This is a genomic window from Microvirga makkahensis (genome assembly GCF_009830105.1).
In the GTDB taxonomy this organism is placed as follows: Bacteria; Pseudomonadota; Alphaproteobacteria; order Rhizobiales; family Beijerinckiaceae; genus Microvirga; species Microvirga makkahensis.
In genome coordinates this window covers 178,538-202,698 of the sequence record NZ_WURB01000002.1, presented here as the reverse complement: position 1 = coordinate 202,698, position 24,161 = coordinate 178,538, and the positions used below count along the sequence as shown (strand labels likewise).

The window sequence follows — 24,161 nt, the reverse complement described above, 5'->3', positions numbered from 1 at the left end:
CGATACGCCAGGAACGAGATCGCTAACATTGCCCCCTTTCCTCAACCCGATGCGACCGACGGTCCCCTGATCGGCATGAGCCGAGAGAGCGCCCCTCTGGCAAGGGATGAGCTTCGCCACTCAAGCGCCTATCGTTCGAGATAGAGGGCAAGCCTGGACGCCGCGTTCCGCAGATGATTTTCGGCGGCGGCGCGCGCTGCTGCGGCGTCCTTTCTGACGATCGCGTCAAAGATGGCTTGGTGCTCGGCTTGAACAGCCTGTGCCATGCCTCCAATGCGCGCCGTGTTCGAACGAGCCGTGCGAATGAAGTTGCGCACGCGCCGGTCGAGAAAATCGGACAAGTCCCGGAAGAAGGGGTTGCCAGTCGCCTCGACAATGGATCGATGAAAGGCAACGTCCTCGTCGACGCCCGTTTCTCCGCGATCCACCGCCGCCTGCATGGCGCGCAACTGAGCCTCGATGGCCTTCAGTTCCCCCTTCGTCCTGCGCACGGCGGCGTGCTCGGTGGCGGTTGCCTCGACCGCCATGAGGAGTTCGACGATATTGCGGATTTCCTCTCTGTTCGAAAAATCTGCGATGTCGAGGCGGAAGACCGAGACGGCGCCTGGATCGGCAACGAATGCGCCGGCGCCTTGACGGGTGATCACCAGCCCGTCGTGCTTCAGGCGCCCGATCGCCTCGCGGACCGTGGGGCGGCTGACACCGTAGGTTTCGGAAATCTGTTGCTCCGTCGCCAGCTTCTCGCCGGGACGCAGACGGCCCGAGACGATCTCGTCCTTCAGGCGCAGGGCCAGCGTATCGGCCAGGGACGGCCCCCGCCCGATGATGTCCCGGGATGGTGCCGTCGAGCGCTGCTCCGGTGGTTTGGCCGTTCTGCTCATCGTTCTCAGCTTCCTATGTAGAGGCCGCCGTTCACGTGCACGGTTTCGCCTGTGATGAAGCTGGCCCAGTCCGAGCACAGGAAGGCGACAGTGCGCGCAACCTCCTCAGGCGTACCGAGGCGTTTGAGCGGGGTTTGTTCGATCAGCGCCGGGCCGCGTGCGCGGAGAAGCGGCTGCACCATCGGCCCCTCGATGAGGCCCGGCGAAACCGCGTTCACTCGGACACGCGGTGCAAGCTCGAGGGCGAGCGAACGCGAGAACGTCAGCACGGCCCCCTTGGCGGCCGCGTAATGCGAGTGCATGTAGCTGCCCTTATGTCCGGCCATGGACGCGATGTTCACGATCGCGGCGCCGTCGGCCAGGAGCGGAATGGCGGCGCGGCAGGTATAGAACACGCCCGAGAGATTGACGTCGATCGATTGCCGCCATTGCTCGTCGGTCATGTCATGGACCATCTGGTCCCGGTAGAGGCCCGCGCTGGTGACGACACAGTCGATGGTGCCGAACTTGTCCCTAGCGACAGCCAGAGCGCCATCCGCATCGCTGGAACTGGCGGCGTCCTGCCGAAGCCCCACCGCGCGTCGGCCCGCCGGGTCGAGCTCGCGAGCGAAGCTCTGGACGCCGGCCTCGTCGAGATCCGTCAGCACGCAGGACGCGCCGAGATCGAAGAAGAGCCGCGCGATCGCGCGGCTGATGCTGCCGTTCGCTCCGGTGAGGAAAAGGGTCTTGCCGTTGAAATCCAACATGGTCCGTCAGCGACCTCCTCAGGTCATCAGCCAGCCGCCTGCCACGTCACAGACTTGTCCGGTCACGAAGGCGGCAGCATCGGAGGTGAGGAACAGGCACATGTTGGCAACGTCCTCGGGGCTTCCGAGCCGGCGCAGCGGAGTCGCGAGACGCGCCGCCTCATTGGCTTCCGGAGCGGTTCCGCGCACCAGGGGCGTATCGATGCGGCCCGGAGCGACGGCATTGATCGTGATGCCGTAGGGGCCGAGCTCCCCTGCCAGATGCTTCGTGAAGCCGATCAGAGCTGCCTTGGAGGCGGCATAATGGACGCCGACGATGTCGCAATAGGTCCTTCCCGCCACCGACGACATGCTGACGATGCGGCCTCGGCCGATCTCGCGCATGCCCGGCACGACGGCACGCATGCCGTTGAATGCTCCCGTAAGGTTGACGTCGATGACGCGCCGCCATTCCGCAGGACTCATCTCCCATGCGTTCGCCCGCTTTCCATCCGGTCCCGTCTTGGGCGAGATGCCGGCATTGTTGACGAGGATGTCGATGGTCCCGAGCGCTTCCGCCGCACGGCGGCAGGCGAGGGCGACCGCCTCCTCGTCCGCAACATCGGCTGAAAGAGCCATCGCCTCGTAACCGCGTTGGCGGGCCGCCGATGCAGCGTCCTCCGCGAGGGCAAGGTCGTGATCGACATAGGCGACGCGGGCGCCTGCAGCTGCGTGAGCATCCGCAACGGCTCGCCCGATGCCGCGGCCGGCACCGGTGATCAGAGCGACGCAACCGGCATGCGAACTCATTTGCGGATCTCCAGCATGATCTTCCCCTGGTGCGCGCTCGACTCCATCAGCTCGTGGGCCTCGCGGGCCTGCTCCAGCGGGAAGGTTGCGTGGATCACGGGGCGGACGGCCCCCTTCTCGAGAAGAGGCCACACGTTCCGCCGCAAGGCCTCGGCGATCTCGGCCTTCAGCGCAACAGAGCGCGGCCGCAAGGTCGAGCCCGTGATCGTTAGGCGGCGCAGCATGACGGGCATGAAGTCGATCTCGACCTTGCTCGACTGCAGGAATGCGATCTGGACCAGGCGGCCTTCGATCGCCAGCACCGAGATGTTGCGCGCGATGTAGGGGCCGCCAACCATGTCCAGAATCACGTCGACGCCACGTTCCCTGGTGAGGCGCCTGACCTCCTCGGTGAAATCCTGCGAGCGGTAGTCGATCGCGACGTCGGCGCCGAGCGAGCGGCAGAAGTCGCATTTCTCGGGCGAGCCTGCGGTCGCGTAGACAATGGCTCCGGCCTGCTTGGCGAGCTGGATCGCCGTGGAACCGATCCCGCTCGATCCGCCGTGCACGAGGAGAGTGTCCCCTGCCGCGAGGCGACCGCGGGTGAAGACGTTGTCGTAAACCGTGAAGTAGGTCTCGGGGACTCCGGCGGCTTCCAGCAATGACAAGGGTCCCGGAACAGGAAGGCAGAGAGCTTCATCCGCTACGCAATATTCCGCATAGCCGCCGCTTGCGACCAGGGAGCAGACTTCGTCGCCCACCCTGAGGCTGCTCACGCCGTCGCCGACGGCGACGATGCGCCCTGAGACTTCGAGGCCCGGCACGTCCGTTGCGCCAGGGGGAGGGGGGTATCCTCCCGCCCGCTGGAGACAGTCTGGACGATTGACGCCGGCGGCTGCGACCTCGATGAGCACCTGGCCAGAACCGGGCTGCGGAATCGGTGCGGTCTCCAGGCGAATGACCTCCGGTCCGCCTGCGCCTTCGAAGCGGACTTGCCGCATGGTCTCGGGAATAGCCATTATGCGAGTTTCCTCCTGCTGTGGGGCAGCTTCCTGTGGGCGGTTGGTCCCGTCCATCCTGCTCGACCTAAGGATTAGCAATTTCCTACTTGTCAGGCAACTTGGTTATCTGCACAATCTCCCTCGCCGAACGAACAGGGCCGGTCGTGCCGTGCCGTCGGCGCTGCTCGGAAGAAGCCGCCGGGAACAGGAGGCTTCAGGGAGGAAACGATGAAGTTATTGATGAAGGCGGCTCTGGCCGCCGGGTTGGCGCTGAGCGCGTCTCAGGCCTACGCTCAGCAGACCGTCAAGGTCGGAGCGCTTTACCCCTTTTCTGGTGGCCTTGCCCTTCTGGGCGATGAGAGCTTCCGTGGCCTTGAGATCGCTGTCGAAGAGCGCAACGCTGCAGGCGGCCTCAACGGCAAGAAGATTGAACTGGTTCGCGGCGACGCGGTCGATCCCAACCAGGCCGTCGGCGAGGCGCGCCGCCTGACCTCGGTCGATAAGGTCTCGGTGATCTTCGGAACCTACTCGTCCTCGCTGGCGCTTGCCGCGACGCAGGTCGCGCAGCTGGCCGGCGTTCCGTATTTCGAGCTCGGTGCGATCTCCGATCCCATCACGGAGCGCGGCCTGAAATACGTCTTCCGCACGAACCCGACCTCCAAGGATTTCGCCAACCGGATGGTGGATTCGGTTATCGAGGCCGTGGCTCCTGCTCTCAACGTTCAGCCGAAGGACCTCAAGATCGGCATCATCCACGAGGATTCCCTCTACGGCCAGACCGTGTCGAGCTTCCAGCAGGCGCGCGCCAAGGAAAAGGGCCTGAACGTCGTCGAAACGCTACCCTATTCCGCGAAGTCGGTTGACCTGACGCCGGTGATCCTGCGCCTCAAGTCGGCGAATGTCGACGTGGTCCTGCAGACGTCGTACCAGAACGATACGGTTCTTTTCTTCCGCCAGATGAAGGACCAGGGCTTCAAGCCGAAGGCCGTGATCGGCGCCGGCGGCGGCTACTCCACTCGTGACACGGCGCAGGCCGTCGGCAACGAGAACATCGAAGGCGCGCTCAACGTCGACTTCCCGCAATATCGTACGAATCCCCAGGCCGCTCCCGGCATCGACGAATTCGTGAAGAAGTACCAGGCGAAGTACGGCATCCCGCCGCGTTCCGGCCACAGCCTCACGAACTACATGGGCGCGAACGTCTTCCTCGACGCCATGGCCGCCTCCAAGGACCTGAAGGCCGACAGCATCCGCGAGGCCCTCCTGAAGGTCGACATCCCGATGGGCAAGACGGCGACCGGCTGGGGCGTGAAGTTCGACGAGAAGGGTCAGAATACCCGCGTCAGCCCGTTCCTCATGCAATGGCAGGGCGGCGAGCTCGTGACCGTGTTCCCGCCGGAAGCCGCCGTGGCCAAGATGAAGACCGGCGTCGGCACGAACTGACCCCATGCAGCGCTTGCGACCTCCGGGGCAGCGCGCCCCGGGGGCCGTCTTTAACGTCCCCTCGCTTTTCCTGTCTGCGTCCCGGAGCCCGTCGATGGACGTCCTCATACAGCTATTACTCAATGGCATTCTGCTCGGCAGCATGTATGCCATCATCAGCGTCGGCCTCACCCTGATCTTCGGAATCGTCCGGGTCGTCAATTTCGCCCATGGCGAGTTCCTGATGATCGGCATGTATGCCGTCTACCTCCTTGGAGCTCACCTGGGGCTGAACCCCTATGTTTCGATCGTTCCGGTCGTCATCCTTCTGTTCGTGTTCGGAGCGCTGGTGCAGCGCTTCGTCATCCAGCCGCTTCTTGGCGCTGACGAGCACATCCAGATTTTCGCAACGGTCGGATTATCGACCGCTCTCGTGAATCTCGCGCTCCTGGTCTTCGGCGCGGATCTTTACTCACTGACCGTTCCGAGCGCACGGCAGGCCGTTTCCGCGGGCGGATACACCATGCTGGTCGGCCAGATCATCATGTTCGCTTGCGCCGTCGCCCTCGTGGCCGGGCTGCACTTCTTCATGCAGACGACAGCCCTCGGGCGGGCGATCCGCGCCACGGCTCAGAACCGGAACGCGGCCCTGCTCATGGGGGTCAGGGTCGACCGGATCTACGTCATCACCTTCGGCCTCGGCGCAGCCTGCGTCGGCCTGGCGAGTGCACTCCTGATCCCGCTCTATCCGGTCACTCCGACGATCGGAACATACTTCGTGCTCACGGCCTTCGTGATCGTGGTGCTGGGTGGCATGCGCAGCATCTACGGGGCCTTCGTGGGCGCCCTGATCATCGGCATCGTGGACAGCCTCTCCGGCTACTACATCGCGCCGGACCTCAAGGAGGTCGTCTATTTCGCGATCTTCATCCTCATCCTGATCTTCAAGCCGACGGGCCTCTTCGGGTTCGGCCGAGGCACGGAGTGATCCATGACCGCTAAAGTCATTGCCCCAGCGGAGACGAGTCAGCGAAACGCGGGCTTGCTGTCCCGCCTCACGAACCCCCGTGTCTACTGCGCGCTCATCGCCCTCTCGATGCTTCTCATCGTGCCGGTGCTGATCGACTCGACGTTCGTGGTCCACGTCTTCGTGACGATTTGCATCTTCGGCGCGTTGTCGACGGCCTGGAACATCGTCGGCGGATATGCAGGCCAGTTGTCACTCGGCCACACGGTGTTCTACGGCATCGGAGCCTACACGACAGCCCTCCTGATCCAGCATGTCGGCCTGAGTCCCTGGCTGGGCATGTGGGCGGGGGCGGCCTTGTCGGTGCTGGTCGGCATCGGAATTGGATATCCCTGCTTCCGCCTGCGCGGGCCGTTCTTCTCCCTCGCGACCATTGCGTTCCTGGAGGTCGTGCGCCTCCTGTCCATTCACTTCAACGGCCTGACCGGCGGCGCGGCGGGACTCATCGTTCCGCTCAATCTCGGCTGGGCATGGATGATCTTCGAGAACAAGATCAACTATCTCTATATCGCCTTCGGCCTACTTCTGCTGACGCTGATCGTCTCCTGGGCCATCCGCAACTCGCGGTTGGGCTTCTACCTGACCGCCGTGCGCGAGCGTGAGGATGCGGCCCTGGCCGCAGGCGTCAACAACACCGGCGTGAAGCTCAAGGCCGTGATGATCTCGGCGGCGCTCACCTCGCTCGTTGGCTCATTCCACGCCATGTACATGACGTTCCTCGAGCCCGCGACGATGTTCTCGCTAGCGACCTCCATCGAGATCGCTATGTTCGCCCTCATCGGTGGATTGGGGACCGTGTTCGGCCCCCTGCTCGGCACGGTTCTGGTGGTTCCGATCGCGGAGCTGGCCCGCGGCTGGCTTGGTGCCTCCGCCAACGGCCTTCACGGGTTCGTCTACGGCACGGTCCTGATCATCATCACCCTGACGCTGCCGGCCGGTCTCGTCGGAACCTTCGGGCCTCGCTTCATGAAGCTCGTCGACAGGCTTCCGGGCGGCGGACGCCAGCGGGAGGACCGGGTGGCTCCGGCGCTGCGCCAGATTACGGGCGAAACGGGCAAGCCGATCCTGGAAGCGCGCAATCTCGTCATGAAATTCGGCGGCCTGACGGCGACCGACAACGTATCGATCACGCTCAAGCGCGGCGAGATCCTGGGTATCATCGGTCCGAACGGGGCCGGCAAGACGACCCTCTTCAGCCAGATATCCGGCTTCCTGAAGCCGACTGCCGGTACGATCGGCATCGTCGGACCGGATGGGGCGATGACGAGCCCGGCCTCCGCCGACGAGTTCGCCCGTCTCGGTGTGGGACGCACCTTCCAGATCGTGCAGCCCTTCGGCAAGCTGACCGTTCTTGAGAACATCATGGTCGGCGCTTTCATGCGCCATCCGAAAGTGGAGGATGCACGGGCGGCAGCGCTCCGCGTCGCTCGTCTGGTGGGGCTTGAGGACATCAAGGATCTGGAGGCCCGCAACCTTCCCATCGGCGGTCTGAAGCGCCTGGAGGTCGCCCGAACCCTGGCGACGGAGCCCTCGATCCTTCTCCTCGACGAGGTGATGGCGGGCCAGAGCCAGACCGACACGCAGAAGATGGTCAATCTCATCCGCGCCATCCGCGATACCGGCGTCACTGTGATCGCGATCGAGCATAACATGCAGGCCATCATGAGCCTGTCGGATCGGATCGTGGTGATCGACTCCGGTCGGGTCATTGCCGAAGGCAACCCGCAGGACGTGGTGAAGGATCGTCGAGTGATCGAGGCCTATCTCGGAGAGGATTTCGTCGATGCTCAAGGTATCTAATGTAACGGCGGGCTACGGCCGTACGGTCATCCTTCAGGATATCACGATCGAGGTCGGGCGCGGCGAGGTCGTGACCATCATCGGCTCGAACGGCGCGGGCAAGACCACGCTGCTGCGGACGATCTCGGGCCTGGTGAAGCCGACAAGCGGAGAAATCGTTTTCGACGGTGAAAGAATCGACAGGCGCGACCCTGCCGACATCGTCGGACGCGGACTCGTCATGGTTCCCGAGGCGCGGCAGCTCTTCCCGGTCATGACCGTGCGCGACAACGTGATGATGGGTTGCTACCACCCCAATGCGCGGGAAGGGGCCTCCAAGCGCTTCGAAGAGGTTCTCGACATCTTCCCTCGGGTCAGGGAGAGACTCGATCAGCTGGCGGGTTCGCTGTCGGGAGGCGAGCAGCAGATGGTCGCCATCGCGCGCGGACTCATGGCCGCTCCCAAGCTCCTCATGCTCGATGAACCCTCGCTCGGCCTCGCGCCTCTCATCGTGCAGCAGATGTTCGATGTGGTCGACCGCATCTGCCAGATGGGCACCACCGTGCTCCTGGTCGAGCAGAAGGCCTTCCATGCGCTCAAGATCGCCGAACGCGCCTACGTGATCGAGAACGGCCGTATCGCCATGCAAAACACCGGAGCAGGCCTGTTGGCCGATCCGCACATCAAGACTGCCTATCTTGGAATCTGAAAACGGGACCGACATGTTGCACCGGAACTACATCGGCGGCGAGTGGGTGGAGAGCACCACAACGAACCGCAACATCAACCCGTCGAATCTGGATGACGTGGTGGGCGAATACGCATCGGCGGACGCGGCCCAGACCGAGGCGGCCATCGCGTCCGCTCATGCCGCGTTCCCCGCCTGGGCCGCGTCAAGCCCCGAGACCAGGGCCGATGCCCTCGACCGCATCGGTACCGAGCTCCTGGCCCGGAAGGACGAAATCGGGCGTCTCCTCTCGCGCGAAGAGGGCAAGACCCTGCCGGAAGGAGTGGGCGAGGTCGTGCGCGCCGGTCGCGTCTTCAAATTCTTCGCAGGCGAGGCTCTGCGCCTCACAGGCGACCGGCTGGCGTCGGTGAGGGCAGGCGTGGATGTCGAGATCGTCCGCGAACCCGAGGGCGTGGTCGGTCTCATCACGCCCTGGAACTTCCCGATCGCCATTCCGGCCTGGAAGATCGCGCCGGCGCTGGCCTATGGCAACACCGTGGTGTTCAAGCCGGCGGACCTCGTTCCGGGCTCCGCCTGGGCCCTGTCAGAGATCATCTCGCGGGCGGGCCTTCCGGATGGCGTTTTCAACCTGGTGATGGGCCCGGGCTCGCAGGTCGGCAACGCCATCGTCAGGTCGCCGCTAGTGAGGGCCGTGAGCTTCACGGGTTCCGTACCGGTCGGGCGCCGTCTCGCGGGCGACCTCGTGGCCAGAGGCGCCAAAATCCAGCTCGAAATGGGCGGCAAGAACCCTCTGGTCGTACTCGATGATGCAGACCTGAAGGTCGCCGTCGAATGCGCCGTCAACGGAGCATTCTTCTCCACCGGGCAACGGTGCACCGCCTCCTCGCGTCTGATCGTTCAAGAAGGAATTCACGATCGTTTCGTCGAAGCTCTGAGAGAACGCGTGGCCGGCCTGAAGGTGGATGACGCGCTCAAGGCGGGAACCGACATCGGCCCGGTGGTGAGCCGTTCCCAGCTCGAGCAGGATCTGGGCTATGTTGACATCGGCCGCAACGAGGGTGCGAAACTCGTGACCGGGGGCGAGATCCTCAATCGGGAGACACCCGGTTACTACATGGCTCCGGCGCTTCTGACCGAGACCACCAACAGCATGCGGGTCAACCGCGAAGAGATCTTCGGTCCCGTCGCTACGGTAATTCGCGTGCGCGACTACGAGGAGGCGGTCACGGTCGCCAACGACACCGAGTTCGGCCTCTCCTCGGGGATCTGCACGACATCCCTGAAATACGCCAGCGATTTCAAGAAGCGCTCGGCCGCCGGCATGGTGATGGTGAACCTGCCGACCGCGGGTGTGGACTATCACACGCCGTTCGGCGGTCGGAAGGGATCCTCCTACGGGCCGCGCGAGCAGGGTGCCTACGCGCGCGAGTTCTATACGGCGGTGAAGGTCGCCTACACGCTCGGGTGATGCGATGACAGAGATTACGGGACGAACGGCGATCTGGGGCATTCTTGCCGACCCCATCCACCACGTGAAGACGCCTCAGGCTCTCAACTCGCTCATGCAAGAGCGCGGCGTCGATGGCGTTCTCATCCCGTTCCATGTGGGAGCGGACGATCTCACGGCCCTGGTCTCAGGACTCAAGGCGATGCGCAACCTCAAGGGGTTCGTCGTCACAGTCCCGCACAAGACAGCGATCGTCGATCTCTGTGACGACGTCAGCAAGCAGGCGAGGGCGATCGGGGCCGTCAACACGGTGCGCCGCGAGGCCGATGGCCGCCTTGTGGGGGAGATGCTGGACGGAGCCGGATTCGTCGCGGGCTTGCGGGAGAACGGCATCGAGCCGCGCGGGCGTCGCATCTATCTCGCCGGCGCGGGCGGAGCAGCCAATGCCATTGCGTTCGCCCTGGCGGAAGCCGGCGTGTCGCTGCTCACCATCGCAAACCGCACACTAAGCAAGAGCGAGGACCTGAGGCAGCGCCTTGCCGAGAATCATCCCTCCGTTCCGGTGGAGATTGGAACCGGCGATCCGTCAGGGCATGAGATCGTCGTCAATGCAACCTCCCTCGGACTCAAGGAAGGCGATCCTCTTCCTCTCGATGTGACCCGTCTCACGCCGGATCAGACGGTGGCGGAGATCATCATGCAGCCCGAGGTCACGGCGCTGATGGCAGCTGCCAGGGAGCGGGGCTGCCGGACCCATCCGGGCAGGCCCATGCTCGCATGCCAGCTGGAACTGATGGCAGAGTTCATGGAGATGCGTCCATGACCGCCCGCCCGCCCGTGAAAGGTCTCGATGGGCGCTGCGCCCTGATCACGGGCGGAGCCTCCGGTATCGGCCTCGCAATGACACGGACCTTCGCGGAACGAGGCACCCGCGTCGTCGTGCTGGACCAGGATCCACATGCCGAAGCGGCTGTCCGCGATCTCGAGAACGCGGCTGTCGCCTTCGGCAACGTGACGGAACCCGCCGACGTGAAGGCGGCCTTCGATCTCGCCGAGAGGCGCTTTGGTCCCGTCGACATCGTGCTCGCCAATGCCGGAATCTCTCAGAACTGCCCCACCCTCGACCTCGATTTCGAGGGCTGGCGGCGTGTGATGAGCGTAAACCTCGACGGCGTCTTTCTCACGGTTCACGAGGCGGGCCGCCGGATGGTTCCGCTCGGGCGGGGGAGCATCGTCCTGACATCTTCCATCTACGGCGTGGTCGCTGCGCCCGAACGGCTGGGTTATGTCGTCTCAAAGAGCGGCGTCTCCGCCATGGCGAAGGCGCTCGCCGTGGAGTGGGCACGCCATGGAATCCGCGTGAATGCCATTGCGCCGGGCTATGTCCGCACGCCCTTCCTCGAGGACCTGCAGGCGCGTGGGCGGCTCGATCTCGGTGCGCTGGAGAGGCGCACGCCGATGGGACGTCTCATCGAAACCCACGAAGTCGCCGAAGTCGCGGCGTTCCTGGCCTCGGATGCGTCCGGACCCATGACGGGTCAGGTCGTCGGGGTCGATGGCGGCTGGACCGCCTACGGGTACATATAGGAGAGCTGTCATGCCCGGACGGACGAGGCTTGCCCCTGCAGCCCCCTGGGTCGAACTTCGCACCACCCTGAAGGACTGGAACGCGGCCGATCCTGCGCTGCTCGGCGATATGCTGACCCAGATGCACCTCATCCGGGCCTTCGAGGAAACCGTTCTGGATCTTGCCGGGGAGGGGCTTGTGCATGGTCCGGCCCATTCCTCCATCGGTCAGGAGGGAGGTGCGGCAGGCTCCATCGTCGGCCTCCGGACGAGCGATCAGGTAAACGGCTCGCATCGCGGACACCACCAGTTCCTCGCCAAGGCGCTCGCTTACGTGGCGCCGAAGCTCGATCCCAAGGCGGAGTTCCCGTCCGAAGTCGAGGAGGTGTTGCACCGGACGCTGGCCGAGATCCTCGGACTCGAGCCCGGTTTCGGGCACGGACGTGGCGGCTCCATGCACCTGCGCTGGGCCGAAGCCGGAGCGCTCGGGACCAATGCCATTGTCGGCGGCGGAGTGCCTCTGGCGGCAGGCGCCGCAATGGCGCACAAACTCGCCGGAACGGGGGATGTCGCTGTCACCTATTTCGGGGATGGCGCCATCAACATCGGCTCGGCTCTGGAGACGATGAATCTCGCTGCCGCCTGGTCGCTGCCGATGATCTTCTTCGTCGAGAACAACCTCTATGCCGTTGCGACCAAGGTCGACGAGGTCACGCGGGAGGCTCGCCTGTCGGGCCGTGGATGCGGTTTCGGAATCCCGTCATGGCGGGTCGACGGCATGGACCCCCTGGCGGTCCACCTCGCGACCCAGGAAGCGCTGGCCTTGTGCCGGAGCGGCAAAGGCCCCGCCCTGATCGAGGCCGAGGTCTATCGTTTCTTCCACCAGAACGGGCCGCTGCCGGGCTCCGCCTTCGGTTACCGCACCAAGGAGGAGGAGGCGTCCTGGCGCGCCCGCGATCCGCTCAAGCGGACGGCGGACGAGATGATAAGGCGCGGCCTTCTCGACGAGGCGGAGGCTTCCGACCTGCGCGACCGGTGCAAGACCGTCATGTCCCGCTTGGCGGAACGGCTTGTGGAGCCGCACGGCAATTCGCGGCGCATCCGTCCCGACCTGTGGCCCGACGCCGCCTTCGTCGATGTCGGCATCAGGGGAGACCTTCCCGACTGGGATCAGGCCAGGATCATTGAGGCCGATGCCTATCGGGGCCCGACGAAGGAGCGGAAGTTCGTGGATGCGATCGCCGATGTCCTGCACCGGCGATTCGAGACCGACGATTCCCTCGTCATTATGGGAGAGGACATCCACCGGCTGAAAGGCGGCACCAACGGCGCGACCCGGGGGCTTGCCGATGTCTATCCCGGGCGCGTTCTCGGAACGCCGATCAGCGAGGCGGCCTTCACGGGCGTCGCCGGCGGGCTCGCGATGGATGGCCGCTATCGACCCATCATCGAGTTCATGTATCCCGATTTCATGTGGGTCGCCGCAGATCAGGTATTCAATCAGATCGGCAAGGCCCGCCACATGTTCGGCGGCGACGCCGATATGCCGCTCGTGCTCCGCACCAAGATCGCCATGGGTACCGGCTACGGATCGCAGCACTCCCTCGATCCCGCCGGAATCTTCGCGACGTCGCCCGGCTGGCGCATCGTGGCTCCCTCGACACCGCACGATTACGTTGGGCTGATGAACGCGGCCCTCCGCTGCCGCGATCCCATCCTGGTGATCGAACATGTCGACCTCTACCAGGCGGTGGGCGCCATCCCGGCCGAGGATCTCGACTACGTCATCCCTCTGGGCAGGGCCCGCGTCGCTCGCCCCGGCCGCGACCTGACGGTGCTGACCTATTCGGCGATGGTGACGCGCAGCCTCGAAGCCGTCGAGCGCCTGGGCGTCGATGCGGAAGTGATCGATCTGCGCTCCCTCGACCGGGCCTCCCTCGATTGGGACACCATCGGGGCCAGCATCCGCCGGACCAACAACGTGATCCTCGTCGAGCAGGGATCGGTCGGCACGTCCTACGGCACGATGCTCGCCGACGAAATTCAGCGCCGCTACATGGACTGGCTCGACCAGCCGGTTCAAAGGGTTCACGGCCGTGAGGCTTCCCCGACCATTTCGAAGGTCCTCGAGCGCGCGGCATTCGCAGGCAGTCGCGAGGTTGCCCACGGGCTGGCCCTCGCCATGGAGGCCAAGGGCGCGCCCCTCGACGGCACACTCCTCGACGAGGCGTTGAGATGAGCATTCCATCGGATCTCCCGGCACGGCTGGCAGAGGCGCTCGGCCCGTCCGCAGTCATTACTGAAGGGCCCGACCTCGAGCCTTACGCAGTCGACTGGCGCAAACTCTTCCCGGGTCGGCCCGCCTGTGTCGTTCGGCCATCATCGACGGACCAGGTGGTGCGGATCGTGCATATCTGCCGCGAGGCAGGCGCTTCCATCGTTCCGCAGGGCGGAAACACAGGGCTGGCCGGCGGCGCGGTACCGGATGCCTCGGGCACGCAGATCGTCCTGTCTCTCACCCGGATGGCGGCCGTCCGTGAGCTCGACGCCGTCGGCATGACCATCGAAGCCGAGGCCGGCTGCATTCTGAAGGTTGCGCAGGACGCGGCGGCTGCGGTCGGGCGCCTGCTGCCGATCAGCCTCGCGGCGGAGGGCTCGGCGACCATTGGCGGCGTCGTTGCCGCCAACGCCGGCGGCGTGAACGTGCTGCGCTATGGCATGACACGAAATCTCGTGCTCGGCCTCGAAGTCGTGCTCCCCGACGGAACGCTCGCAAACGGGCTGCGCCGCCTGCGCAAGGACAATGCCGGCTACGACTGGAAGCAGCTCTTCATCGGCAGCGAAGGCACGCTGGGGATCGTGACGGCGGCCGTGCTGCGTCTGGTACCGCGTCCCAAGCACTCTGTGACCGCCCTGCTGTCCGTCACCGATCCCGATGCGGCCCTGCGGCTTCTCGCGTTGGCTCAGGACGACCTGGGTGATCAGATCTCGGCCTTCGAGCTGATTTCCGGAACATCCCTGCAGCTCGTGGCGAAGCATGCGGGGCTGAAGGCGCCCATTGCCGAGGGTGAGTGGTTCGTGCTGATCGAGGCGGCCTCCAGCCTTGCAGGTCTGCGCGAGGCTGCCGAGACGATGCTCGGCGCAGCCTTCGAGCGCGAGATCGCCCTCGACGGCGTCATCGCCGAATCGGGAGCACAGGCTGCGCAACTCTGGGCCCTGCGGGAGCACGTGACGGAATCCGAGGCGCGTGAGGGCAAGAGCGTCAAGCACGACGTGTCGGTGCCTCTCACCGCCGTGCCGCGCTTTCTCGCAGAGGCCGGGAAGACTCTCGCCGCCGGAGTTCCCGGAACACGGGTGAACGCCTTCGGTCATCTCGGCGACGGCAACATCCATTACAATGTGCTCGTCGATGAAGGCCATGACGCGGCGATCGTCAACCGCATCGTCCATGACGCGGTGGCCGCCCATGGCGGGAGCATCTCGGCGGAGCACGGGATCGGTCAATATCGCGTCGGCGAGCTGGTCCGCTATCGCTCCGGTGCCGAAATGACGTTGGCCCGCAAGCTCAAGCGCACGCTCGATCCGGGAGGATTGCTGAACCCGGGCAAGGTGCTTTCCCCCTGAAGATCGCCTCGACCGCGGCCGCCAGAGTTTATGAAAGAATATCGTCATGGAATCCTTTGACTACATCATCGTCGGCGGTGGGACGGCCGGCTGCGTGCTGGCGAACCGGCTGACGGCCAATTCCAAGAACAGCGTGCTCATGCTCGAGGCCGGCGGCACCGACAGCGGGTTCTGGATTTCCATTCCCGCAGGATTCAGCAAGCTCCTGACGAATGCGAAGTACAACTGGCGCTTTCAGACGGAGCCCGAGGAAAACGTCTACAACCGAACCATCGTGGTGCCGCGCGGCAAGGGGCTCGGCGGGTCGACGCTGATCAACGGCATGATCTTCGTGCGTGGGCAAGCACAGGATTACGATCTTTGGGCGCAGATGGGAGCCACCGGTTGGAGCTTCCAGGACGTTCTCCCTTATTTCAAAAGGCTCGAGGCGTTCGAGGACGGCGAAAGCGAGCTGCGGGGTGGAAGCGGGCCGCTCCACATCGTTCGCGTCGCCGAACGTCCGCCGATCTCGGAGGCCTTCATCGAGGCGGCGAAGCAGGCAGGCTTCCCGCGCAATCCCGACTACAACGGGGCGAGCCAGGAAGGCTTCGGCTATTATCAGGTCAACCAGCACAAGGGACGGCGCTGGAGCGCGGCGGACGCTTATCTTCGTCCGGCCCTGTCGCGGCCGAACCTGAAGGTCCAGACCCTCGCTCATGTCACCCGTATCAATTTCGAAGGGCGTCGCGCCGTCGGTGTGAGATACCGGATCGGCAACGAGGAGCGAGAGGTGAGGGCGCGGGCCGAGGTGATCCTTGCAGCCGGGGCCGTGCAGACCCCGCATCTGCTCGAATTGTCGGGCGTCGGGGATCCCGGGACGCTGGCGTCGGCCGGCATTCCGGTGTTCCATGCCCTGCCGGGTGTGGGCAACAACTACATCGACCACTTTGCCACGCGCATGAACTGGCGCGTGAAACTTCCGGTCACGCTCAACGAATTGACGCGAGGATGGCGACTCGGCCTCGCCGTCGGTCAGTACTTCCTGACCCGAAAGGGGATCCTCACCTACGGGACCGGCCTCGCGCACGGCTTCGTCAAGACGCGCCCGGAGCTGGAAACGCCCGATGTGCAGTACTTCTTCATGCATGCGAGCTATGCGAATGCCGGCGAGCGCAAGCTCGATCGCGAGCCCGGCATGACGATCGGCGTCACGCAGCTGCGTCCGGAATCCCGCGGATCGATCCACATCAAGTCCCCGGATCCGATGGCCCCGCCGGCGATCCGTCCGAATTTCCTGTCCGCCCGGACCGACCAGGAATCCCTGATCGGCGGCATGCGTATCGCGCGGCGGATCATCGAGCAGCCCGCCATGGACCGGTATCGCGCCTACGAGATGAACCCGGGATCCAACGTGAACACCGACGACGAATGGCTCGACTTCGCAAGGCGCAACGGCCAGACGATTTATCACGCCATCGGCACATGCAGCATGGGCAAGAGTCCGCGCGCCGTGGTGGATGAGCGCCTGAGGGTCCACGGTCTTGAGGGGCTGCGCATCGTCGATGCATCCGTCATGCCGGCCATGGTCTCGGCCAACACGGCAGCGGCGGTCATGATGATCGCCGAAAAGGGCAGCGATCTCGTTCAAGCGGATGCCCGCGAGAAGGTTTCGTGAACGCTGCCCATGAACAGGGAGGATCCGCAATGAACGACTTCACCTTTCAGACTACGCCCCGCGCCATCTGCGAGACCGGAGGCTTGAGCCGCCTGGGCGAGCTCATGACGGGGCTTGGCGTCGGCCGCGCCATCGTGATCTGCGATGCGGGCATTGCGGCGTGCGGCTTTGGGCATCGCGCCGTCGCGTCCCTGAAGGCGGCGGGCATCGGCGCAGCCGTGTTCGATCAGGTGCAGGCCGACCCACCGGTCCATGTGGTGCGCTCCGCCGTAGAGGCTGCCCGCGCCTTCGAGGCGGATGGCGTGATCGGCCTTGGGGGCGGCAGCTCGCTGGACACGGCGAAATTGGTTGCTCTGCTGGTTCGTTCGGATCAGAAGATCGAGGAACTGTACGGAACGGATCTGGCGCGCGGCCGCCGCTTGCCGCTGATCCAGGTGCCGACGACCGCCGGTACCGGGTCGGAGGTGACCTGGGTTTCCGTGGTGACCAGCGACGCCAATGAGAAGAAGGCGATCTATTCTCCGCAGCTCCTGCCCGATGTGGCGTTGCTGGATGCCGAGCTGACCCTGGGCATGCCGCCGCGCGTCACTGCCGCCACCGCGCTCGATGCCATGGTTCACGCCATCGAGGCCTATACCAGCCGCACGCGCAAGAACGTCGTCTCGGACGCCCTTGCGATGAAGGGACTGCAGTTGCTCGGAGCCAATATCCGCCGTGTCGTCGCGGATGGTTCCGACATCGAGGCCCGTTCCGCCATGCTGCAGGGCTCGATGCTGGCCGGCATGGCCTTCGTCAATGCATCGGTGGCAGCCGTGCATGCCTTGTCCTATCCTCTCGGTGCACGCTTCCATGTGCCGCACGGCCACAGCAATGCCCTGGTCATGAGCCCGGTGTTCCGCTTCAACATGCCGGTTGCAGAGAAGGCCTATGCCGAGCTGGCCGCCTGTCTGCTGCCGGACCGCCGCTTTGCCAGCGACGCCGAGGCAGCCGAAGCCTTCGTCGCCGAGCTGGAGCAACTCGTCGCATCGGTCGGGTTGGAAACACGCCTCAGCCAGATGGGAGTGACCGGTGCCGACATTCCCGACATGGCGAAGGAGGTCACCGTCGGTATCCAGAGGCTTCTGGCGAACAATCCCAGGAACATGAACTTCGACGAGGTCGTGAGCATCTACCAGGCCGTTCTGTAGCCCTGGACGGAGGGGCTCGCCCGCTCCGGCGCTGTGACGTATGTGATGGGGAGGCCACATTGGCCCGTCTGGCCGGGACCGACCGGATTCAACCGCACGCGGAGCAGGGTGGAACGGTCGAAGCGACGGCCCTCGACCATCGTGCATCCCCGGATGCGCTCACGTCGCCGAGGCCCCGTTCTCTCCTCCCGGCCCGAAGACGCGGTTTCGTCCAGCGGCCTTGGCTTCGTAAAGCGCAGCATCGGCAGCCTTCAGGAGACGGATGGCGTCGTCCTCTCGGGCCGGGCTCGCTGTCGCAGCGCCGATGCTGACCGTCACGATGTTGAATGCGCTCCGTCTATGCTCGATGCCGAGCCCGGCTACGGCCTTGCGGATCGTCTGTGCGACGACTCCGGCATCAGTCTGTCCGATTTCCGGCAGGACGACGATGAACTCCTCCCCCCCATAGCGGGCAGCGATACCGCCGGAGCGCTGGCTGGGAGCATCGATGGCATCGGCAACGGCGCGAAGCACATCGTCGCCCTTGGCGTGGCCGTATTCGTCGTTGTAGCCTTTGAAGCAATCGACGTCGACGAAGAGCAGCGACAGGGGTGAGCCTGAGCGGATCGCCTGCTGCAACTCCCGGCGAAGTATCTTATCGAGGGTGCGGCGGTTCGGAAGGCCGGTGAGAGGATCCATCGCTGAGAGACGCTCCAACGCCTTCTCGGCGCGGGTGCGGCGTCCGAGCTCGCGCCGGAACAGAAACATCAGGCGCATCACCGCGGCGCAGAGAACGCCCGTGATAACCGCAAGAACCATGGTCCTTCGCCACCAGGGTGCGAGAATCTCATCGACTGACAGAGAGACCGTCAGGATGAGAGATAGGTCGTCCACACGGCTGAATGTGTAAAGCCGACGTATCCGATCGATCGCAGCGATCCCTTCGAAGCTGCCGGAATCCTTCTCGCGGAAGCGCTGGAAATTCGCTGTGTCGCTCAGTTTCCGGCCTATGTCCTCCCTGTCGTAGGGCAAACGCATGAGGATCGTGCCATCGTCGCGAAACAGTGTGATCGAGCCTCCAGGACCGATATTCAGGTTCTGGAACCGCTCGTAGATGTCGGACAGGGCGATTTCAGCGACGGCAACTCCCGCAAACTCGCCATCCGGTTTCGAAAGCCGCCGGCTCAGAGCAATGCTGAGCGTTCCGAGCTTGATCTGACTTTCGTAGGGATGGCTGAGGAACAAGCCCGCAAATGATCGCTCCTTGTGGATCTTGAAGAAATCGGCGTCCGAGACGTTGAGACCCCGCGGGGCCAGCAGAGGGCCTCCATCCGCAACAAGGTCTCCGGATGCGTTGAGAAGGAGAATGGTTCTCGCGATGCTGGCCGATCCGGCCTGATCGAAGAGGATGCCGTGCTGGACCTCGGGCGGCAGGCTCGTGAAGCCCTGATAGCGAAGCCCGCGCGTGATCCTGATCAAGGCGACATCAACCGATCGGAGATGGCTGCCAAGATCGCGGGCGAGCGTCGTCAGGAGATTGCGTGAGGCTCGTTGAGCTCTTTCCCAGGCTTCCTGACGCTCGTTCCATATGCCATGCACGGACAGGATCAGGATGCCAAATCCGATCACCCCCGCGACGAGATTCAGACGAAGCATCCAGAGCCGGCGCTGAAAGCCGACACGTTCTGAGCCCTCGGTATGGCTCGAAGGCTCAATGTCCATTCATCGTTCCGGATCTTGCAAGGAGCTGAGGCACTTCAGTACCGGCGACGGGCCGGGAAAAGAGATAACCCTGTCCATTGTGACAACCCAGGTCCCGGAGCCGTTCCGCCTGCCCCTTCGTCTCGACACCCTCCGCTGTGATATGCATGCCCAAGTTCCGGCCGAGGGTGATGATCGCGGCGACGATGGCTTCATCCTCGGAATCCTTTTCCAGGTCGATGACGAAGCTGCGGTCGATCTTGATGTGCTCGACAGGAAATTGCTTCAGGTGCGTCAACGAGGCATAGCCGGTTCCGAAATCGTCCAGGGCGATGGAAATGCCTCTGTCGTGAAAGCGGTTCAAAGTTGCGGAGATGCTGTCCGGGCTCCGGGTGAGCAGAACCGTCTCCGTGACTTCGATCTCGAAATGCTCGGGCGGAATACCGGCACTCTCAAGGATGCGGAACACATGATCGGGCATCCCGAGCTGGCTGAACTCGCACGAGGAGAGATTGAACGCGACCCGGCCGGGATCAAGCCCGGCATCAAGCCATCCGCGCATATCCGCAGCCGCCTTGGTCAATAGCGTCTCGCTGAGCACTATCGCCAGCCGAGGATCATCGAAGGCGGCTCCGAAATAGCCGGGAGCCAGAATGCCTTTCGTGGGATGCCGCCACCGCGCCAGGATCTCGAGGCCGACGACCCGCCCCGTCGAGAGGCAAACCTTGGGCTGATAGAACGGGACAATCCGATGTTTGGACAACGCGTCTCGAACATCCTCCAGGAGTGCAATCCGCTGTTCGATAGCCGATCGCAGGGCAGGGCGGTATATAACGACGCGGCTGCGCCCCTGCGCCTTGGCCTCGAAGAGAGCGATGTCCGCATCCTTGAGCAGATCGGCGGGCATGACATCATGATCAGGAAATGCGGCGACGCCGATGCTGGCCTTGCTGCCGATCAAGCGCCCGCAATACTGAAAGGGTTCGCTCAGCTTCTCGATCATGGCTTCAGCGAGCTTCGCGGCATGCTTCAGTCGAAGAGGCTCGATCAGCAAAACCGCGAATTCGTCACCGCTGAAACGAGCGACGACGTCACAATCCCTGACAAGCGTGGACAGGCGTCGGGCCGTCTCCCGCAGGAAGGCGTCGCCTGCATCGTGACCGAGCGCGTCGTTGATTTCCTTGAAGTGGTCGAAGTCGATCAGGAGAAGGGAGACGGACGTGTTGCTTTGCTTCGCGGCATGGAGCGCTTCCTCGAATCTCTGATGGAACAGGGCGCGGTTCGGCAGGCCGGTCAGAACGTCATGGTTGGCCACGCGCCAGATTTCGGCCTCTGCCTCTTTGCGGTCCGTGATGTCGAACGTCACGCCGATGAGACGGTTCGGACCGGACCATTCTCCACGCATCCCGAGCCAGAGCGTTCGTCCGCCTGGCGTCGTGTAGCGGAATTCGATGGTACCGGTGCCCGTGCCGTCACCACCGGGGCGAAAGTGCTCCCGTAGAGGCCGGTCCTCAGGAGGAATGCGGTCGAGCATCTCCGAGAGCGGACCGGATCCGATCCCCAGCAGGTCGAGCGCATTCTGCGACCGTGTCACGAAATTCGTTGTCAGGTCCTGCTCCCATGCGATCATGCGGCCAGCCTGGAGGGCGAGCCGCAGCCACTCCTCGCTCTCGGACAGCGCAGCCTCGATGCGCTTGTGATCGGTTACGTCGTGTCCCTGGATGAAAATTCCGGAAACTGAACCATCCGGTGCAGGGATGGGTTGAAAGATGAAGTCGATGTAGCGAAGTGCAGCCGGTGCGCCGGATGCAGGCTGGACCAGAAGAGGGGTGCCGCGACCTATGTGGGGCTGTCCTGTGGCGTACACCTGATCGAGCAGCCGGGCAAAGCCTTGATCCGCGATCTCGGGAAGGGCGTCACGAACCGGCTTTCCAATGATGTTGCGGAAGCCTACAAGTCGCTGGTGGGCGCTGTTGGCCATGTCGAAGATGTGGTGGGGACCACGCACGACGGCCATGAAGCTGGGGGCCTGCTGGAACAGGGAGTGCAGCCTTCGTTCATCGGCAGCGCCTCCGTTGTGCCGCGCCCGGAATGCCGAGAGCACTTCGTCCGTGGTTTCGGTACAGGCGCAGAACATTCCCGCGACCTTACCGTTATCGTCGAAGATCGGGCTGTAGGAGAAGGTGAAATAGGCAATCTCCTGAAAGCCGTTGCGGAAGGTCACAAGGGGAAGGTCTTCCGACCAGGTGCCTTCTCCCGCGAGCGCCCGGTCCACAAGAGGGGCGATGGTCGGCCAGATATCTGCCCAGATTTCCGGGAATGGCTTACCCAGGGCCTTGGGATGACGGGCTCCGAGAACGGGGCGATAGGCATCGTTATAGAAGGAGAGCAGATCTGGCCCCCAGGCCAGGAACATCTGGTGTTTCGAATTGAGCAGGATGCTGAGAGCCGTTTTAAGGGGGTGTGGCCAGCTCTCTGGCGCCCCGAGCGTGGTCGCGGACCAGTCACAGGCACGGATGAGCGCACCCATGTCCCCGCCGCCACGAAGAAACCAGTGTCCGCTCCGGGATGTGTTCTCGGCCAAGATATGCCCCGCAGATCGCTTTTGCTCGGTGCTCCCGGAGCGGCCGGTTCCATTCTTCACCGGGAGGGCGAAAGCATGTCAAAAACGCGGCATACTCCTAAAGAGGCAATGCGTTCCAGGTCCGCCTTGTTCCGCGCGAGACCCGATAAGCGATTCCGGGCTGCGGCAGCTTCGCCATTTCCGGCATAGCGCAGGACCCTCGCGCCGACGCGCGAGTTGTCCTCGGGGCCGAAGATTCTGGCGAGGGACTTTCGGACAGCCGGAACTTGGACCGCCGGAGGCTCCGTTCCTGGAAATGGACGGCGCTCTAAGTTCCATAAGATAGCTTATGCGAACTATAGTTGTGGACCCTTGATAGAGATGTCACCGCTCTGCTCGTTACAAATTCCGCCTCCTCCCGGTGTCAGACGCATGTTCTGCGTGACGTGACGACAGAGCGCATGACCGTCAATGCGGCTGCCCAGCTCCTGCGGCTCACCAGCCGGCAGGTCGTCCGCCTCAAGGCCTATCGGGCTCATGCCCCCAAAGCGCTGGTATCCACCCGTCGTGGCAAACCCAGCATCCGCCGCTATCCGGCGGCAGTGCGCGCCGAGGCGCTGGCGCTCATCAAAGCCAACGATGCCGATTTGGAGAGCATGAGGTTTTGTGGGGCAGCTAAGCCGCGGCCTGCCTGTGGCTCCTGTCATTGTCGTTCATCATGCCGGGATACCAGTGCTCGAATGCGGCACGCAGCGAGCCATCCAGGGTTCTGGTCCGTGTCTGCAGAAGCAGATGAGCTCCGCGCCGGCTCCATTGCATCTGCTGCTTCTTGGCAAAGCGCTTGCTGATGACGGCATTCACCGTCGCCTCGACAAAAGCCGAGGAGATCCGCTCACCGGACCGGTAGCGCTCGCCATAGTTGATCAGGCTCGCTTCATTGCTGGTGATATAGAGCTGGAACTTCCGTATAGTGGTCCTGAGCTTGCGCAGGTTGGGATAGCAACTGTCGAGAGCTTCGAGATCGAGCACCAGATCATCGATGGCCTCGCGGGCTCGATAGATATTACCATGCCACAGAAACCATTTGATCCGGCGCAGCCCATCGAGGACCGCCGTCCCGGCGTTCTTGTCATGGTGCACCAAGCCCTGAGCAAACTGGCGCAGAACTGTGATCTGCATCGTGATGTGAACCAGACAAGGACATGCTCGCTGCACGGGCTGATCCGCTCGGCGAGGGCCCCGGACTTCATCACCGCCGTCGGTGATAAAGGTCAGATCCTGGTCGGCCTGGAAACCCTGCCGGCGGAGATGGTCAATGATGCGGCGCTGCGGCTTGCGGTCATAGCCATGAACGAAGCCGATGTACCGGGCGTCTCCCTCTTCGGACATGGACCGACCGACGATGAGCTCGAAATTCTTCTTTCTGTCGCGCCAGTCGCGGATGTAGCCGCAGTCGAGGCCAATGACCATTCGTCCATCAGGAATTGGCAGATCCTCCCAATCGCGAGGGTCCGTTCCCTCCATGAATGAGACCCGCTGCTCAGCGAGATCACTCTCCATCCGCTCGGCGGCGCGGAGCACATGCTGACGGACCGTCGTTGCGTTGACGCCGCTCTCCACAGGCAAGACATCGGCCAGGAGACCGGCGGCTGCCGCATAGGGCACGAGCGAGGCCCAGCGGGTCTCGAGGTACATGCGCTCCGGCGCAACATGGTCGGGGATCAACTGCGTCAGAGGCGAGATGGTGGCCGGACCGTTGGTCTGCCGCTCTTTGGGAAGGTAGAAGCGTGGGCTCTTGAGCTGGACATCGCCGAACAGGGTCCGAAAGGTAATCGAGTAACTGCCCTTGCACCGGAGCTTCCGACCAGTGACCTTGCAGTGCCGGTGGTTCTCGAGCCAGCCATTGACCTGAGCCTCGACGATTCGCTGCTGAGCGGCTGCCAGCAGGGCCTTGCTCTCGGCCAAGGACAAGCCCAGATCCTCGGCTCCCTCGGTGACCTTCGTTAGAGCTGCGATTTCCTCCGTGCCACCTATGGTACCATCGTCTCCGACGATCTGAAGCATGATCCTGACCTGCATGGGACCTTCCATGGGTTCTCGGGCGAGCCGAGGCGCCGTTGTCAGATCA

General features: G+C 63.9%; 18 protein-coding genes. 11 read left to right on the top strand and 7 right to left on the bottom strand.

The window, feature by feature from the left end; translation table 11 throughout:
- Positions 1 to 128: 128 nt before the first annotated feature.
- Genes GR328_RS03875 through GR328_RS03860 form a run of 4 tightly spaced genes read right to left on the bottom strand, consistent with a single transcriptional unit; the run spans position 129 to position 3,414 of the window.
- Entirely contained in the window at positions 129 to 881 is a 753-nt protein-coding gene (locus GR328_RS03875) for a FadR/GntR family transcriptional regulator (RefSeq protein ID WP_160883206.1), read from the bottom strand.
- Between the two features lie 5 nt (positions 882 to 886).
- Entirely contained in the window at positions 887 to 1,627 is a 741-nt protein-coding gene (locus GR328_RS03870) for an SDR family NAD(P)-dependent oxidoreductase (RefSeq protein ID WP_160883205.1), read from the bottom strand.
- Positions 1,628 to 1,645: 18 nt separating this feature from the next.
- A complete protein-coding gene (locus GR328_RS03865) occupies positions 1,646 to 2,416 on the bottom strand; it encodes an SDR family oxidoreductase (RefSeq protein ID WP_160883204.1) in 771 nt (256 codons plus the stop codon).
- A complete protein-coding gene (locus tag GR328_RS03860) occupies positions 2,413 to 3,414 on the bottom strand; it encodes an NAD(P)H-quinone oxidoreductase (RefSeq protein ID WP_160883203.1) in 1,002 nt (333 codons plus the stop codon). The genes GR328_RS03865 and GR328_RS03860 overlap by 4 nt, the downstream gene beginning before the upstream one ends.
- 210 nt (positions 3,415 to 3,624) lie before the next feature.
- On the opposite strand from GR328_RS03860, the gene GR328_RS03855 reads away from it, so the two are divergent.
- From GR328_RS03855 to GR328_RS03805, 11 genes are all read left to right on the top strand, one after another.
- On the top strand, positions 3,625 to 4,839 hold the full coding sequence (locus GR328_RS03855; protein ID WP_160883202.1) for an ABC transporter substrate-binding protein: 1,215 nt from the start codon (positions 3,625 to 3,627) through the stop codon (positions 4,837 to 4,839).
- 94 nt (positions 4,840 to 4,933) lie between these two features.
- A complete protein-coding gene (locus GR328_RS27130; protein WP_160883201.1) occupies positions 4,934 to 5,806 on the top strand; it encodes a branched-chain amino acid ABC transporter permease in 873 nt (290 codons plus the stop codon).
- An 18-nt stretch (positions 5,807 to 5,824) separates the two neighbouring features.
- The gene (locus tag GR328_RS03845; RefSeq protein ID WP_425487010.1) at positions 5,825 to 7,645 is read left to right on the top strand and encodes a branched-chain amino acid ABC transporter ATP-binding protein/permease; all 1,821 of its coding nucleotides are present in this window, start codon (positions 5,825 to 5,827) and stop codon (positions 7,643 to 7,645) included.
- Complete coding sequence (locus tag GR328_RS03840) at positions 7,629 to 8,333, top strand: ABC transporter ATP-binding protein (protein ID WP_160883199.1); 705 nt, start codon at positions 7,629 to 7,631, stop codon at positions 8,331 to 8,333. Before GR328_RS03845 ends, GR328_RS03840 begins: the two co-directional genes overlap by 17 nt.
- Before the next feature lie 13 nt (positions 8,334 to 8,346).
- Positions 8,347 to 9,780 (top strand): aldehyde dehydrogenase family protein, encoded by a 1,434-nt coding sequence (locus tag GR328_RS03835; RefSeq protein WP_160883198.1) that lies wholly within the window; start codon positions 8,347 to 8,349, stop codon positions 9,778 to 9,780.
- Positions 9,781 to 9,784: 4 nt separating this feature from the next.
- A complete protein-coding gene (locus GR328_RS03830; protein WP_160883197.1) occupies positions 9,785 to 10,582 on the top strand; it encodes a shikimate dehydrogenase family protein in 798 nt (265 codons plus the stop codon).
- Positions 10,579 to 11,346 (top strand): SDR family NAD(P)-dependent oxidoreductase, encoded by a 768-nt coding sequence (locus GR328_RS03825; RefSeq protein ID WP_160883196.1) that lies wholly within the window; start codon positions 10,579 to 10,581, stop codon positions 11,344 to 11,346. Before GR328_RS03830 ends, GR328_RS03825 begins: the two co-directional genes overlap by 4 nt.
- Positions 11,347 to 11,356: 10 nt before the next feature.
- Entirely contained in the window at positions 11,357 to 13,564 is a 2,208-nt protein-coding gene (locus GR328_RS03820; protein ID WP_160883195.1) for an alpha-ketoacid dehydrogenase subunit alpha/beta, read from the top strand.
- Complete coding sequence (locus GR328_RS03815) at positions 13,561 to 14,949, top strand: FAD-binding oxidoreductase (protein WP_160883194.1); 1,389 nt, start codon at positions 13,561 to 13,563, stop codon at positions 14,947 to 14,949. Before GR328_RS03820 ends, GR328_RS03815 begins: the two co-directional genes overlap by 4 nt.
- Before the next feature lie 46 nt (positions 14,950 to 14,995).
- A complete protein-coding gene (locus GR328_RS03810; protein ID WP_160883193.1) occupies positions 14,996 to 16,603 on the top strand; it encodes a GMC family oxidoreductase in 1,608 nt (535 codons plus the stop codon).
- A 29-nt stretch (positions 16,604 to 16,632) separates the two neighbouring features.
- The gene (locus GR328_RS03805) at positions 16,633 to 17,790 is read left to right on the top strand and encodes an iron-containing alcohol dehydrogenase (RefSeq protein WP_160883192.1); all 1,158 of its coding nucleotides are present in this window, start codon (positions 16,633 to 16,635) and stop codon (positions 17,788 to 17,790) included.
- 159 nt (positions 17,791 to 17,949) lie between these two features.
- On the opposite strand, the gene GR328_RS03800 is transcribed toward GR328_RS03805, so the two are convergent.
- The 3 genes from GR328_RS03800 to GR328_RS03790 form a co-directional block, all read right to left on the bottom strand.
- Positions 17,950 to 19,491: a sensor domain-containing diguanylate cyclase gene (locus GR328_RS03800; RefSeq protein WP_160883191.1), complete on the bottom strand. Its 1,542-nt coding sequence runs from the start codon at positions 19,489 to 19,491 to the stop codon at positions 17,950 to 17,952.
- Positions 19,481 to 22,000, bottom strand: coding sequence for a sensor domain-containing protein (locus GR328_RS03795; protein ID WP_160883190.1), 2,520 nt, complete (start codon positions 21,998 to 22,000; stop codon positions 19,481 to 19,483). Before GR328_RS03795 ends, GR328_RS03800 begins: the two co-directional genes overlap by 11 nt.
- A 708-nt stretch (positions 22,001 to 22,708) precedes the next feature.
- Entirely contained in the window at positions 22,709 to 24,112 is a 1,404-nt protein-coding gene (locus tag GR328_RS03790; protein WP_160883189.1) for an ISKra4 family transposase, read from the bottom strand.
- Between the last annotated feature and the right edge of the window lie 49 nt (positions 24,113 to 24,161).